This is a genomic window from Serratia sp. D1N4, assembly GCF_054552755.1.
Genome location: NZ_CM137274.1, coordinates 1,216,409 through 1,231,506, shown reverse-complemented (window position 1 = coordinate 1,231,506; position 15,098 = coordinate 1,216,409). Strand labels below are relative to the sequence as shown.

At 52.2% G+C, this 15,098-nt stretch carries 12 protein-coding genes and 1 pseudogene; 7 read left to right on the top strand and 6 right to left on the bottom strand.

What is annotated here, in order from left to right; genetic code table 11:
* Positions 1–28 precede the first annotated feature (28 nt).
* The 4 genes from glnD to ACX1CU_RS05190 all read left to right on the top strand — a co-directional run bounded on the left by glnD (position 29) and on the right by ACX1CU_RS05190 (position 5,104).
* Positions 29–2,707, top strand: a complete 2,679-nt coding sequence (glnD, locus tag ACX1CU_RS05205; RefSeq protein WP_459401547.1) for a bifunctional uridylyltransferase/uridylyl-removing protein GlnD — start codon at positions 29–31, stop codon at positions 2,705–2,707.
* A 42-nt stretch (positions 2,708–2,749) separates the two neighbouring features.
* Entirely contained in the window at positions 2,750–3,574 is an 825-nt protein-coding gene (gene dapD / locus ACX1CU_RS05200; protein ID WP_459401546.1) for a 2,3,4,5-tetrahydropyridine-2,6-dicarboxylate N-succinyltransferase, read from the top strand.
* Between the two features lie 185 nt (positions 3,575–3,759).
* Positions 3,760–4,149 (top strand): DUF3461 family protein, encoded by a 390-nt coding sequence (locus tag ACX1CU_RS05195; RefSeq protein ID WP_459401545.1) that lies wholly within the window; start codon positions 3,760–3,762, stop codon positions 4,147–4,149.
* Positions 4,150–4,369: 220 nt separating this feature from the next.
* A complete protein-coding gene (locus ACX1CU_RS05190; RefSeq protein WP_459401544.1) occupies positions 4,370–5,104 on the top strand; it encodes a glucosamine-6-phosphate deaminase in 735 nt (244 codons plus the stop codon).
* Positions 5,105–5,136: 32 nt separating this feature from the next.
* Here the strand turns inward: ACX1CU_RS05190 and ACX1CU_RS05185 are convergent, their stop codons facing one another.
* From ACX1CU_RS05185 to ACX1CU_RS05175, 3 genes are read right to left on the bottom strand one after another with little or no spacing between them, the layout of a single operon-like run.
* Positions 5,137–5,586 carry a flavodoxin gene (locus tag ACX1CU_RS05185; protein ID WP_459401543.1) on the bottom strand — a complete coding sequence of 150 codons (450 nt, stop codon included), beginning with the start codon at positions 5,584–5,586 and terminating at the stop codon, positions 5,137–5,139.
* A 47-nt stretch (positions 5,587–5,633) separates the two neighbouring features.
* Positions 5,634–6,401 carry a tRNA pseudouridine(65) synthase TruC gene (gene truC / locus ACX1CU_RS05180; protein ID WP_459401542.1) on the bottom strand — a complete coding sequence of 256 codons (768 nt, stop codon included), beginning with the start codon at positions 6,399–6,401 and terminating at the stop codon, positions 5,634–5,636.
* A gap of 17 nt (positions 6,402–6,418) precedes the next feature.
* Positions 6,419–6,832 (bottom strand): Exc2 family lipoprotein, encoded by a 414-nt coding sequence (locus ACX1CU_RS05175; protein WP_459401541.1) that lies wholly within the window; start codon positions 6,830–6,832, stop codon positions 6,419–6,421.
* 377 nt (positions 6,833–7,209) lie between these two features.
* On the opposite strand from ACX1CU_RS05175, the gene ACX1CU_RS05170 reads away from it, so the two are divergent.
* Both ACX1CU_RS05170 and ACX1CU_RS05165 read left to right on the top strand, forming a co-directional pair.
* Positions 7,210–7,956: a hypothetical protein gene (locus tag ACX1CU_RS05170; RefSeq protein ID WP_459401540.1), complete on the top strand. Its 747-nt coding sequence runs from the start codon at positions 7,210–7,212 to the stop codon at positions 7,954–7,956.
* A gap of 172 nt (positions 7,957–8,128) precedes the next feature.
* Positions 8,129–8,344 (top strand): annotated as a pseudogene (locus tag ACX1CU_RS05165) (diaminopimelate epimerase); the annotation flags it as partial.
* Between the two features lie 122 nt (positions 8,345–8,466).
* Here ACX1CU_RS05165 and ACX1CU_RS05160 read toward each other — a convergent pair.
* Both ACX1CU_RS05160 and ACX1CU_RS05155 read right to left on the bottom strand, forming a co-directional pair.
* Positions 8,467–10,083, bottom strand: a complete 1,617-nt coding sequence (locus ACX1CU_RS05160) for a SulP family inorganic anion transporter (protein WP_459401539.1) — start codon at positions 10,081–10,083, stop codon at positions 8,467–8,469.
* A gap of 188 nt (positions 10,084–10,271) precedes the next feature.
* Positions 10,272–10,757, bottom strand: coding sequence for a hypothetical protein (locus tag ACX1CU_RS05155; RefSeq protein ID WP_459401538.1), 486 nt, complete (start codon positions 10,755–10,757; stop codon positions 10,272–10,274).
* Between the two features lie 636 nt (positions 10,758–11,393).
* Here ACX1CU_RS05155 and ACX1CU_RS05150 point away from each other — a divergent pair.
* On the top strand, positions 11,394–12,680 hold the full coding sequence (locus ACX1CU_RS05150; RefSeq protein ID WP_459401537.1) for an alpha/beta fold hydrolase: 1,287 nt from the start codon (positions 11,394–11,396) through the stop codon (positions 12,678–12,680).
* A gap of 51 nt (positions 12,681–12,731) precedes the next feature.
* On the opposite strand, the gene pbpC is transcribed toward ACX1CU_RS05150, so the two are convergent.
* A complete protein-coding gene (pbpC, locus tag ACX1CU_RS05145; RefSeq protein WP_459402726.1) occupies positions 12,732–15,098 on the bottom strand; it encodes a penicillin-binding protein 1C in 2,367 nt (788 codons plus the stop codon).

The following is a 15,098-nucleotide window of genomic DNA, read 5'->3' as shown; positions in this document are numbered from 1 at the left end:
ATGCCGGCTTTTTTATGGGCTGCGAATCATGTCTGAAAATTATCGTGAGCAAGACACACCGGTCAATCTGCAACAGGCCGTGCCAAAGCAGCCTGAGTCCCCAAACGCCTATGGCGATGAAGAGCTCAACTGCGTGGCACTCAAACAGCGCCTTGAGCTTTTCCAACAGTGGCTGGCCGCAGCCTTCAATACCGGTTCCAGCGCTGAAAGCCTGGTGGCTGCCCGTAGTAAATTCATCGACCGGCTGCTGCGCCGCTTGTGGGTGTTCTACGGTTTTGAAGCTATCCCGGAAACCGCGCTGGTTGCCGTAGGCGGTTATGGCCGTGGCGAGTTGCACCCGCTTTCCGACATCGACGTGCTGGTGCTCAGCCAACACCGCCTGAACGATGAACAGGCAGCCCGCGTGGGTGAGTTGATTACCCTGCTGTGGGATCTGAAGCTGGAAGTCGGCCACAGCGTGCGTACGTTAGAAGAATGCCTGCTGGAAGGGCTGGCCGATCTGACCGTTGCCACTAACCTGATCGAATCGCGCATGATCTGCGGCGATGTCGCCCTGTTCCTGCAAATGCAGAAACACATTTTCAGCGATGGATTCTGGCCATCGCCCGAATTCTTCCACGCCAAAGAGCTCGAACAACAGGAGCGCCACCAGCGTTACCACGGCACCAGTTACAACCTGGAGCCGGATATCAAAAGCAGCCCCGGCGGCCTGCGCGATATCCATACCTTGCTGTGGGTGGCACGACGCCACTTTGGCGCTACCTCGCTGGACGAAATGGTTGGTTTTGGCTTCCTGACCCAGGCCGAGCGCAACGAACTGAAAGAGTGCCAGAGCTTTCTGTGGCGCATCCGTTTTGCCCTGCATCTGGTGCTGCCGCGCTACGACAACCGCCTGCTGTTTGATCGCCAGCTCAGCGTGGCTCAGTTGCTGCGTTACGAAGGCGAAGGTAATGAGCCGGTAGAGCGCATGATGAAAGATTTCTACCGTATGACACGTCGCGCCAGCGAACTGAATCACATGCTGCTGCAATTGTTTGACGAGGCGATTCTGGCGCTGGATGCCACGGAAAAACCGCGCCCGCTGAATGACGATTTCCAACTGCGTGGCGATCTGATCGATCTGCGCGACGAAACGCTGTTTATTCGCCAGCCAGAAGCCATCATGCGCATGTTCTACCTGATGGTGCGTAACCGCGAAATCAAAGGTATTTACTCCACCACGGTGCGCCAGTTGCGCCACGCGCGCCGTCACCTGAAGCAACCGCTGTGCAATATTCCCGAAGCCCGCGATCTGTTTATGGCCATTCTGCGCCATCCCGGTGCGGTTTCGCGTGCACTGGTGCCCATGCATCGTCACAGCGTGCTCTGGGCCTACATGCCGCAGTGGGGCAACATCGTCGGCCAGATGCAGTTTGATCTGTTCCATGCTTATACCGTTGACGAGCACACCGTCCGTGTCCTGCAAAAACTGGAAAGCTTCGCCGATGAGGAAACGCGCCCACGCCATCCGCTGTGCGTGGAGCTGTATCCCCGCTTGCCACACCCTGAATTGCTGTTGCTGGCGGCGTTATTCCACGATATTGCCAAAGGGCGCGGTGGCGATCACTCCATTCTTGGCGCGCAGGACGCTCTTGAGTTTGCGGAGCTGCACGGCCTGAACTCCCGTGAAACACAGTTGGTTGCCTGGCTGGTGCGCTGCCACCTGCTGATGTCCGTCACCGCTCAACGGCGCGATATCCAGGATCCTAACGTGATCCAACAATTCAGCAGTGAAGTGCAGAGCGAAACCCGCCTGCGTTATCTGGTGTGCCTGACGGTGGCGGATATCTGCGCCACTAACGAAAACTTGTGGAACAGTTGGAAACAGAGCCTGCTGCGCGAACTGTATTTTGCTACTGAAAAGCAGCTGCGTCGCGGTATGCAGAACAGCCCGGACCTACGCGAACGTGTGCGCCATCACCGCCTGCAAGCGCTGGCGTTGCTGCGCATGGATAATATCGACGAAGAGGCACTGCACCACATCTGGAGCCGTTGCCGCGCCGATTACTTCCTGCGTCATTCACCGAATCAGCTGGCGTGGCATGCCCGCCATCTGCTGGAGCATGACTCGACCAAACCGCTGGTGCTGGTCAGCCGTCAGCCAACGCGTGGGGGAACCGAGATCTTTATCTGGAGCCCGGATCGCCCTTACCTGTTTGCCGCCGTGGTCGGCGAACTGGATCGGCGCAACCTCAGCGTGCACGACGCCCAGATTTTCACCAACCGTGACGGGATCGCCATGGACACCTTTATCGTGTTGGAGCCGGACGGCAGCCCGCTGGCCCAGGATCGCCACGCTGCGATCCGCCATGCGCTTGAGCAAGCGATCACCCAGCGGGAATATCAGCCACCGCGCGCGCGCCGCCCGTCCTCTAAGCTGCGCCATTTCAGCGTACCGACCGAGGTTAATTTCCTGCCGACCCATAACGATCGTCGCAGCTATCTGGAACTGATTGCTCTCGATCAGCCCGGCCTGCTGGCGCGGGTCGGTGAAGTATTTGCCGCGCTTGGGCTGTCGCTGCATGGTGCACGTATTTCCACCATCGGCGAGCGGGTCGAGGACTTATTTATTTTGGCCGACAGCGATCGGCGTGCTCTGAATCCAGAAACGCGCAGAAAGTTGGAACAACGGTTGACAGAGGCCCTCAATCCAAACGATAAAATGTGATACAAGTAACCTTTCGTAAATAAAATCAGGACAGAGAACAGCATGCAGCAATTACAGAACGTTATTGAAAGCGCCTTCGAACGCCGTGCGGATATCACCCCGGCTAACGCAGACACCGTAACGCGTGAAGCGGTAAACCAAGCGATCGCCTTGCTGGACAGCGGCGCTCTGCGCGTTGCCGAGAAGATTGACGGTCAGTGGGTAACGCATCAGTGGCTGAAAAAAGCCGTGCTGCTTTCTTTCCGCATCAACGACAACAAAGTGATGGACGGTGCCGAAACCCGTTACTACGACAAAGTGCCGATGAAGTTCGCCGATTACGACGAAGCGCGTTTCCAGAAAGAAGGCTTCCGTGTGGTGCCACCGGCAACCGTTCGTCAGGGCGCATTTATCGCTCGCAACACCGTGCTGATGCCGTCTTATGTCAACATCGGTGCCTACGTTGATGAAGGCACCATGGTTGATACCTGGGCCACCGTGGGCTCCTGCGCGCAAATTGGTAAAAACGTTCACCTGTCTGGCGGCGTCGGCATTGGTGGGGTACTGGAACCACTGCAAGCCAACCCAACCATCATCGAAGACAACTGCTTCATCGGCGCGCGTTCCGAAGTGGTGGAAGGGGTGATCGTGGAAGAAGGTTCGGTGATCTCAATGGGCGTTTACCTGGGCCAAAGCACCCGCATCTATGATCGTGAAACCGGTGAAGTGCACTATGGTCGCGTACCTGCTGGCTCGGTGGTGGTTTCCGGCAATCTGCCTTCCAAAGACGGTTTATACAGCCTGTACTGCGCGGTGATCGTGAAGAAAGTCGATGCCAAAACGCGCGGTAAAGTTGGGATTAATGAGTTGTTACGTACCATCGACTAATATTGAATAGCGGGTGAATCACCCGCTATTTTTTTGCCTTCAATACGCGAACCGTCACAGTCTCTGGCGGCAGTTTTCACCATAATTATCACAGTGAAACATCCCTGATGAGTTTCAATTTTCAGCTAATATCACTGAGAGTTGAAATAAAACCGGTGTAAAATCCATTAAAAGGTGGCGCGATTATGTATGACAACCTGAAAAGCTTAGGAATCAATCAACCGGAAGATGTCGATCGCTATAGCCTGCGTCAGGAGGCCAATAACGACATTCTCAAGATTTATTTCCGCAAGGACAAAGGCGAGTTCTTTGCCAAAAGCGTTAAGTTCAAATATCCGCGTCAACGCAAGACCGTCGTAGCAGACAATGCGGGTCAGGGTTACAAAGAAATCCACGAAATTAACCCCAATCTGCGCTACGTGATCGACGAGTTGGATCAGCTTTGCCAACGCGATCAGATCGAAGTGGATCTGAAACGTAAAATTCTTGACGACCTGCGCCATCTGGAAAACGTGGTTTCCCACAAGATTGCCGAGATTGAATCCGATCTGGACAAACTGACTCGCGGTAAATAAACCCAGGAGTAGAGCATTAAACCTGCCTGTTACTGAGTTCACATTTTGACCGTTCCCAGTATGGTAGGGTTAACCTGTCATCAAGATAGGATTGTTACTGCTTAGCAGGCAAAACCTAACTCTTTAACGTTTCCCACGCATTGGCCTGGGGAGCAGTTAAGGGGTTAGGTTTTTTTTTGCCCTGTACAACCCGATAATAGAAGTCAGACTAGGAAAACAGATGAGAATTGAATTATTCCCCAACCAAGAGTTACTCACCGCGCAGGCGGTCAATGACATTTTACAGGCCATGCGAGAACGCTCACGCTTTAACTTTGCCCCAACCGGTGGATCAACACCCTTGGCGTTGTATCAAGCATTAACCCCACATTTGCGTGATAGCCCGCAATATCGCCATGTGCATTACTACACGCAGGATGAAGTGCCGTTTCATCCATTTGAGAACGATAAGGGTGCCATTTATCGCCACTTACAACACCATCTGTTCGAACCTGCCGGGGTACCTGATGAACGGATCCACGCACTAAACGGCAGCAATTATTCTCAAGCGGACCGGCAGATAGAAGCGAATGGGGGCATTGACTTACTGATTCTGGGGCTAGGCAGCGATGGGCATATCGCCGCTAACCTGCCGGGTTCGTCGTTTGACAGCGAAGCACGCCGGATTGCTGTTGATCGCGATAACCTCGAACTGACAGCCTTATTGGCAAACGAAGTGGGAGGTAAAGAGTTCGTTCCTGACGCTTATTTCTCTTTAGGAATCAAAACTATCATGCAAGCCAAAAATATCCTGCTATTGGTAACCGGTGAGAAAAAAGCGCCAATACTGAAACAGACGCTGGAAGGCCCGCTGACGGAAGCCATCCCTGCCTCCATACTGCGCTTGCACCCGGCGTGCACGTTGTTTGCCGATCTCGACGCAGCACAGTTGCTTACCAACAGCCACGAGCGTTGAGCATCGCAAGAAACACCGCAGCCAGGGGTTTATTATTTCAGCAATAAACCCCACTGCTCGACCCAAGGGCAGGACACCACTTCTGGCTCAGGTTGTTCCTGCGCATCAATTTCCAATACGGTTCCCACCCGTGTTGCCCCTTGCTCCTGCAACAGCGCATCAAAAGCACGCCCGGCACCGCAGAAGTTGTCGTAGCTGCTGTCACCGAGCGCAATCAGCCCATAATGCAGTTCCGGCTGATAACCGACCTGATCGCGAAGAGCATGGAACAGCGGCGCAATGCTGTCCGGTAGATCGCCTTGCCCGGTGGTCGACGTCACCACTAACACATAGTGCTGGCGATAAAACTGCCAGGCCTCGAATTCCCCTTCTTCAAACAGCTTGACCTCATGGCCCTGCTCTTTAAGGATATTTTCCGCTTCTTCCGCCACCAGCAATGAATTACCGTAGATCGTCCCTACGAAAATGCCAACCTGAGCCATCGCTCCTGCTCCTTTGATGATTTCTTTGGATATGCCTTAAAAAATGCTCAGTTATCCTGACCGTTAGCCGTGGGAAACTCAACCCCAGCAAGCTCAGGGATAACGTTGAGCCAACCAAATTGAGACATCACCCCCTGCCAAGTCGCATCCCAAGGGGCAGAAATATGCAGCTTTTCACCGGTAATGGGGTGATTAAGTTGCAGATGGCTGGCGTGGAGCATCAGGCGCGGACAGGCAAAATGCTCTGCCATACCGCGATTCTGACGCAGATCGCCATGTGCGGTATCTCCAATGATCGGATGGCGGATATGCACCATATGACGGCGCAACTGATGCTTACGGCCGGTTTCCGGCTTCAGTTCAACCAGGCTGTAGCGCGAAGTGGCATAGCGGCCAATCGCCACCGGCATTTCCACCGTCGCCAAAGGCCGGTAATGGCTCACCGCCGATTTTGGGCCTTTATCTGGATCGGCATGCTTATCTGCCAGCTTGTCCAGCTCTTCCGTCAGCGCATAATCGATAGTGCCTTCTTCAAGCACATAACCCCGCACCACCGCATGATAAGTTTTCTGCACTTCATGCCGTTCAAACTGCTGCGACAGCATGCGCGCAACGTCGCTGGACAGCGCCATCAGTAATACGCCGGAAGTGGGACGATCCAGGCGATGCACGGTAAATACGTGCTGGCCAATCTGATCGCGCACGGTTTGCATCACAAACTTCGTTTCATGACGATCCAACCAACTACGATGTACCAACCAGCCCGCAGGTTTGTTGACTGCAATCAGGTGTTCGTCCTGATACAAAACTTTCATATAAAGATATTCCTAATTCAAGACCGGCCTTCGTACCCATCCCAGTAGGTAGCAACAGCGGCATCCACCAGTATCTGACGCTGTTTCTGCGGGTTATCTGCTGAATATTTCTGGTTGATAAATATAGTTTTTTGTTCTGACTCCTGAAGAAACTCGGGGCCGCGAAAATACGCCTCACGCTGCTGAGCCTGCTGGCGTGTAAGCCCTTTTGCCCGATCGGCTTCCCCTATCTCATAGAACTGCTTAAAAAACGGTGTGGCGTGCTTTATCGAGCCTGAAATATCCATTCGGCTGTTGGGATCAAAATGCACCTGATCCAATTGATAAACAGCACGCTTGGCGTGGCGCTCTGGGCTACTTTGCTGGCTCGAGCAGGCAGTCAGAAATAGGATTGTCAACAAAACCATAGTAGAAGGCATAGTAAGGGTCATTATACTTCCTTGAAATAGTAAGTTTTCACTTAACTCATTGAAAAATAGCAATTCGAAATGAGTAGTTTATCTTATAAAGAGAGTAACCACTAAACAATAACGGTGTCGTCGGCCTAACCTTTTTAAAGGTTACCCTGTATGGGGCCGGGCCAATATGCTCCGGCACATTGGTCCCCCTCAAAGTTAGGCCACGATGACTGCATATGACTGCTTCGTGTAAAACCAACCGAACGAGCTCTACCTTTCTACCCACTGCGAGTAAATAGACTGTTAACTATCGGGATTTTATTAGATTATTAAATGTGCAATGGGGGTAAATTCTGCTTTCTGGTAATCTTTAATATCAGCTAGCTATCCATAATTTAGGGAATGAATATATGAAAAATAGCTCTATGGGTAAATGGTGCGGGTTATTGTTTGTCGTCTTAGGCATCCTGATGGTATCAGGCTGTGAAACACGTTCCATTTCCAATGCCGGTAATGGGCAAAATCAGTTTTATAACGGTGAATTAAGGGATCAGGACGTACTGGGCGCAATGCCTGAGCAGGGTATTACTGATAACGATATCAAAACGGCCCTCAACAATGCCCGCTCCATTTTCAGATTACCTAAGAATTCGTCTATTTTGCTGATCCAGTCAGGTGCCATGACGCCCGATCCTGCCATGCAGAATGCCCTCAAGCAGTTTTATTCCGTAGCCGTGTTCTCCGGGATCCCCCCCAACTCATGCCGTTATGGCGAAAGCCAGAGTAAAGACTCTACCGTTGATTATCCTAAACTTCTGCGTCTGACAGCCGCTAACGGCGGTAAGGATAAGATCCTGGTCTACTGGGGGCAGTTAGAAAGCGGCAGCGAAAATGAAGCCACTAAAGTCATTTCGTGGGTGCCTTTTGTTGGCAGTGTATTACCTGACGAAACTCAGCATATGCGGATCGTGTTGCGTGTTGCTCTAATTGACGTTCTGACTGGTCGCTGGACGAGCTTTACGCCGCAAACTTTCGAGAATTCCGCCGTCAGTAGCCGCCATAACCGGGATTCTAAAGATATGAAGCAAATCATGGAGCTGAAAGCGTTAGCTTATGAAGCCGCCGCTAAAGAGATCTTTGAGCGGTTTAGTTATTGATGAATCAGCATCCGGCGATCTCACTTCGCGATGCAAGGTGAGATCGATATGGAGAGTCGGTTAACAAACGTTGTTACGAACATGATGCTTTACCAGTGTGAATAAAACCGCCACCACTTTATGAGATGCCAATGAACGAACTTGTTTTTCACCGCTATCACGGGTTAGGTAACGATTATCTGGTTATACATTGGCGTCTGGCAGCAGCAGTTGTGCTGCCGCCAGTGCGATGCGCAAACTTGGGCTGGTTGATGACAAGGTTACCGTGCATATGCCCGGTGGGCAGTTAATTATTAGCTTCAGCGGTGATTTCCAAGTCAGAATGTGCGGCCCAGTGCAGAAAATAGCCACATCAGTACTCGATGAAGATTGTTTTTTTGATATGTAACCTGCCATCTGGTAACAATGAAAAACGAGCGTGGCTTAGAGTTTATCGCTAATGCCCATCAACATTGATGGGCATTAGCCTGAGGAGAAATAGAACTCTCAAATTAACCGCTGACTCACTGGCTATAGTGGCACCAAATCCTCAAAACGTTCGACGATCTTGTCTGGTGATACCAGATTTGGGATCAGTCCAATCTTTTCTAACATACTTCGCGGCTGTGCCTGCAATGCGCAGAACATTATCTCAATGCCATTTTGTCGCAGGTTAGTCATAGCGTCCTCGAACGCATATAATCCGCTCTGGTCAATATAGGGCACATTCTCCATACGGAAAATCACGGTTTTCACCTCAGGCAATTCCCGAATGATACGGTTAAAGCCAAAGATAAAACCAAAGAAAATCGGCCCGTCAAAATGTTGTATATAGACTTGTTCTTCGTGCCCATGAAGCCATTTTTGCTCATCGGGCAGAATCACCCGTTGATCTTTTGACAGCAAATGCCCTTGGGATTTTTGTTCTGTCAGATCGCCCATCTGTTTCATAAACCACAGTGCGGCCATAACCATCCCGATCCCCACCGCCTGCAAGAGATCGACAAATACGGTGAGTAACGTCACGCTCAGCATAATCACCACATCAGCACGGGGAATTGACCGCAAGTCCCTCAGGCTACGGTAGTCAATAATACCGATCCCTACCGTGATCAGAATACCGGCCAGCACTGGCACCGGGATCAAGCCAGCATATTTACCGGCACCCAACAAAATAAATAACAGAATCAAGCCATGCGTTATTCCCGAAAGGCGTGAGTGACCGCCGGAACGAATATTAACTACCGTTCTTATGGTGGCCCCTGCACCAGGAAGCCCGCCGAATAACCCCGCCACCGCATTACCAATCCCCTGCCCAATCAATTCGCGATTAGAGCTGTGCTGGGTTCGCGTCATATTATCAGCGACGACAGAGGTCAGCAGGGAGTCGATCGCGCCTAAACTGGCCAGGGTCAATGCGGTAAAAATGATAATAGCGGGATCATGCCACTCGATCTGAGTAAAGGCATTCAAATGCAGTTCAGGTAACCCCTGTGGTATATCGCCGATGGTGGGGACCTGCAATTTTAACACTATCGACAATAAGGTAAAAAACACCAGGGCAACCAACGTGGCTGGGATGACTTTGGTGATTTTTGGGAACAGATAAATGGTCGCGATAGTGCCCAAGGCCAAAAATAGCGCCTGCAGATTGATACTACCGATGGCCGAACCAACGGCGAGTAGGGTGCTCAACGGCGAACCGGGCGAAGCCAGGCCCATGAGTGGAAAGAGTTGCGTGATGATAATAATCAGACCGATACCGCTCATAAATCCAGAGATAACGGGGTAAGGCATGTAACGAATGTACTGCCCTACTTTGAGCATCCCCATGAGGATCTGTAGCAGTCCCGCAAGAACAAATGTCACCACTATGGAGGGTAGCGCGGCTTCCAAGGAGCCAAAGTAGGCAATCTCTGCCGCAATAATCGCGCTGGATACTACGGTCATCGGCCCGGTTGGGCCGCTGATCTGCGTACGAGTGCCACCGAACAGTGCCGCCAGAATACCAAGAACAATAGCCCCATAGAGCCCGGCTACGGCCCCCATACCTGATTGTACCCCAAAGGCCAGAGCCAATGGCAAAGCAACAATCGCCGCTGTCAGCCCACCGAAAAGATCGCCGGAAAAACCTTTGCTGATATTCATGACGCCCTCTTTCTGCTGATTCCGTGAAATTAGCTTGCGGGCTAATGGAAGTTGTAATGATGCTTTTTATACTTGTAATACTTTAGCTTACAGGTGCTTTGGCCCCTTGGTTATTAACCTCATCCATGGGTTTTCCTCCTCCGGAGCCGCGGCTACTCATACATGTGCCAAAGCGGCATGGAAAAGTATTATTTGGCCGAAGGAGTAAAAGGCAACGCTGATTTATGTGCACATAGGCGCAACTGGCCATCAGCACAGCGACGGAAAACAAAGGTCTTATCTACCATCACTTCCTCGTTATTCTCGCTAACCAGATAGACATTGCCCATAGTGATCGCAATATCACCATGAATCTGAATACCGTTCTCAGCGGCATTGTTGTCGTACCAGACTTTTTGCCAAACTTTTAAGGCAAAGCCCGCATCATCAGGAAAATCAGGGTTCCCACCGACGAAGTAAGAAATAGCCCCCTCACGACTACTGCGGAATGTCTTGGCCCCATGTGCCAAAGTGGGCTTGAAGAACACCACGCCATCTTTGTAATCGTAAAGGGTATCTACAACAGCCGCAGCAACAGCTTGGTAATCCCCACCCTGGCGATACGTCGCCCCGATTCTCACCAAACCATCGCACCAGTCCTGCTGGGCCTGATTGACTTGTGCTTCTGTAATCATGGCTTACTCCATATAGTTATTACGGGGGATGCGTTCGCCTTTCACGATCATGATTCACGACGAAAACAATAAGGTCAGGTATAAAACCTGACCCTGATTAAGATATAGTTCCCTATTAAAGGGGTGTCCAATTTTACTTTGCCTTACATGCACGTAGGCCATTTTCGGTGAGATTAAACTGCCTGCATTGGCGAGGTGAAACAGTATTGACGATTTACCATTAGTGACCACGCCCGAACAATCACCGTTGTGCTAACGACCCGGTATCGAACGCAGCAAAACCGACTTGATCGCTCAGCATGCACGCGGGCATTAAAAGCTATCATCAATATTGTGATGGCGATCATTTTACATTGCGTTAACGTACTAGCACAGATCCGTCTTCGCGAGTTATGTTCATCATGTTCGGGGTCGTTTGAAAAAGCCTCACCTCTGCTTGTAGGTCAAACCAAGCGCGATGCAAACCAAACGAAACTGATCTTTCAGTCAGGAAAATCAGTGGTTTCTGAAAAAGAGCACCTTATTGACCCAATGAGATAGTCTTGGCCAATTCCTTGGTACGAGAACAGCTTCGTAAAACGCCATTGGCTGTATAAAGCCACTGAAGAATGAGGGAAGAACAAAAGGGAAGATAACATGACTGTTGCACGAGAGTACTTGCTACCCGCAATTTGGGTGCGTGAACATATTATCCAGGTACCATTGAAATGGTTCGACGATCAGGATACAAGCACCATTGAGGTTTTTGCCCGCGAATTGGTGGATCCTACCCGTCGCGAAGAACAGCTACCTTGCCTGCTATTTCTCCAAGGTGGACCAGGCGGAAAAAGTCCACGCCCTACCGCGCGCAGCAGTTGGATCGCCGAAGCCCTGAAAACCTACAGGGTGATCTTGCTCGATCAGCGCGGCACCGGGCGCAGCAGCCGGGTTGAAGGCAAAAGTCTAGCCGGGCTCAGCGACGTTCAGGCAGCCGATTATCTGTCCTGCTTCCGGGCAGACTCGATTGTGGCGGATGCCGAATATCTGCGTAAAACCTGCTTTGGCGATCGCCCCTGGAGTACGCTCGGGCAAAGTTACGGCGGCTTCATTACTTTGACTTACCTTTCCCAGGCACCGGAAGGATTACACACCTGTTTTATGACCGGTGGCCTTGCGAGCCTGCAGCCAGACGCCGATCAGGTTTATGCACACACCTACCCGCAAGTGGTAGCGAAAAACCGGATTTTCTATCAGCGCTATCCGCACCTTGAAGAACAGATAGGCCTGATCGCCGATCGGCTTGAGCAGCAGGAAGTCTTGCTGCCCGATGGCGATCGCCTGACCGTCAAACGCCTGCAAAGCCTGGGAATCGATCTGGGCATGAGCGAAGGTTATGAACGGCTGCTGTGGCTGTTCGACGAGGCCTTTAATCCTGATGGGCAGTTCAGCGATACTTTCCTGTCACAGGTTATGACCCTCACCAGCTATGCGGAAAACCCGCTGTTTGCCGTGCTGCATGAAAGTATCTACGCGCAGGATAAAGCCACCAATTGGGCCGCGCAGCGCCTGCGCCATAATTTTGATGCCTTTGCGGAAGATCGTCGGCCGCTCTACCTGACCGGTGAGATGATCTATCCTTGGATGTTTACCGACATTGCGGCACTGCGCCCGTTCAACGACGCCGTCAAGATATTGGCCGAACGCCGGGTCTGGTCACCGTTGTATAACAGCGAGCGCTTGCTCAAAAACCAGGTACCGGTATTCGCCGCGGTTTACTTCAGCGATATGTACGTCGATGTCCGGCTGTCGCTGGAGACCGCGCAGCAAGTGGGGAATCTGACCCCCTGGATCACCAATGAGTATGAGCACAACGGTCTGCGCGTCGGTAATGTGTTTGGCCACCTGCAATCTATGGCGCAGAAAGCCGGAGTGCTCTGCGTATAGCGACAGTGACCGGCAGTGCTCAAGGAAGATATTCCTTTTGCGCAACGCCGGTCAATTCACCAGTTCAATCATCATCATCCGGCTGTCCGCCCGGCCACGATCGTCCACCGCCCTGATGCGATACTGGCCGTTATTGACCGGACGCCAGTCGATTGCTGTTTTGCTGGCGCTGCTGCCAAGATAGATATCATCCACAAACCAGTACACCGTTTTACTGTCGGCATCGGTGACGGCATTGAAGGCTATTTTGTCCCGCCCTTGCTGCGACTGCCTTAAGGTATAGGTGGTATTTTTCAGCGGTGAAGTAATGCGCGGCGGATTGCCGCTGATGGCAATACCGTTATCTTTACAACGATTCACCGGAGGAGCGCGTTTCGGCAAGCCAGCCTGCGCAAACACGTTCGCCAGATCGGAAGGCCAAAACTCAAACACTTCGGTGCGGGTTTGCGTTTCATCATAGGGCGGGCAAGCCACCTCCCCACTCTGGATATCCAGCACCACCGGGCGATATACGGTATCCACCTTAATCGGCGATTTGCCAGGGATAAACCAGGTTTTGCCTTTTTGCTGGCACCATGGCGTCGGCAAATTACCGCTGGCTAGGCAGATATCCACCCGCTTAAGCTGTTTTGGCAGCGGACGCTTCGGCTCCTGCAACGCCGGGTAGCTGGCATTCACACTGTCGATGATATTGAAAAACAGCGGTGCGGCAGCATCAGCGCCGACAAACACGTTGTTGCCTTTACTGTCAAAATTCCCTTCCCAAACCACCAGCACATAGGGGCCGAAAATACCCACGCTCCAGGCGTCACGGAATCCCCAGGAAGTGCCAGTTTTCCAATAGACCGGCAGCGAAGATGAACGCTGTGCCAGAGTATCGCCGGGCCGACGGTGCTGGCGCAGCATATCCAAAGTGATAAAGCTGGCCTCTTCACTGAGCAAACGTATCGGCTGAGGGGAAACATCACTTTTTTGCATACGTAACGGGCGCAGTGCGCCGCGATTTGCCAGCAACGCATACAGTTTTGCCAGTTCCTGCACCGTGACTTCGCCACCGCCGAGCACCAACGAAAGCCCGTAGTGGTTCTCACTGGCCATATTAGCCACGCCAGACAGGCGTAAAAACTGATAGAACGTCGGCTGCCGTAGCTGTGAAGCGACATATACCGCCGGAATATTACGGCTGAAATTGAGTGCATCCGTGGCAGTTACCGGCCCCAGAAAGCGCCGGTCAAAATTCTCTGGTGCATAAGCACCGAAAGATGAAGGCACATCTTTCAAAATAGTCATCGGGTGCAATACACCCTGCTCCATACCCAGCGCATAAATAAAGGGTTTGAGCGTCGAGCCCGGCGAGCGTTTGGCATTGGTGCCGTTCACCTGCCCCTGGATCTCGCGGTTGTAATAATCGGCAGAGCCCACCAGCGCCCGCACTCCCATATCCCGGCTATCCACCAGTAATACCGAGGCATTATGGATCCCCCGGCTCTGATTGCGAGCAATGAACGCGTTCACCTGCTTTTCAATCAGCCGCTGCAAGCCTGCATCCAGCGTGGTGTCGATGCGGGTATCACGCTGAACCAGTTGTTGCTTCTGTTGGCGCAGTTGCTCGATAAAATGCGGGGCAATATACGGCATCTGCTCCGGTTGGCGCAGCGCAAGCGGTAACTGAAACAAGGCTTGCTGGCTGCTGTCGGTAACATAAACCTGTTGCCAGCGTTGGAACAGGCGATTGCGGGCCTGCGTCAGGGCATTACCCAGCACACCGGTTTTTGGATCGATACGATAACTGGGGGATTGTGGCAAAACGGAGAGCGTCAGCGCTTCCGGCAATGTCAGATCTTGCGGTGCCTTGGCGAAGTAAATCAGGCTAGCGGCACCGATGCTTTCAATATTGCGGCCGTAAGGGGCGTAATTCAGATAGGCTTCCAGAATATCGTGTTTGGAATAGCTGAGTTCCAACTGTACGGCTCGCACTATCTGCATCAGTTTACCGCTTGGCGTGCGGGTATTCAGATGCCAGTGCATCCTTGCCAGTTGCATGGTGATGGTCGAGCCGCCCTGCATTTTGCCCCCGGCAACATAACTGCGCCAAAAACCACGCACCAGGCTGATCGGGTTAAAACCGGGGTTGTAATAGAACCAGCGATCTTCATGCAGCAAAATGCCGCGCACCACCAGCGGAGAAACCTGTTCCAATGGTGTCCACAAGCGATAACGATCGTCATTCGCCAGCGTAATGCGCATCAGCACACCCTGGCGATCGTAATAAACCGAAGAGAGAGGCACGCCCTGAGATAGCGGCGGATGCGGCCAGAGGCGCACACCGAGGAGTACCAGCGCCAGCAGCACGACCGCCATAATAATATTCTGCAACCAGCGTTTAACCGCCGCAGAGAAAGCAGGGGTGGTTTTCAT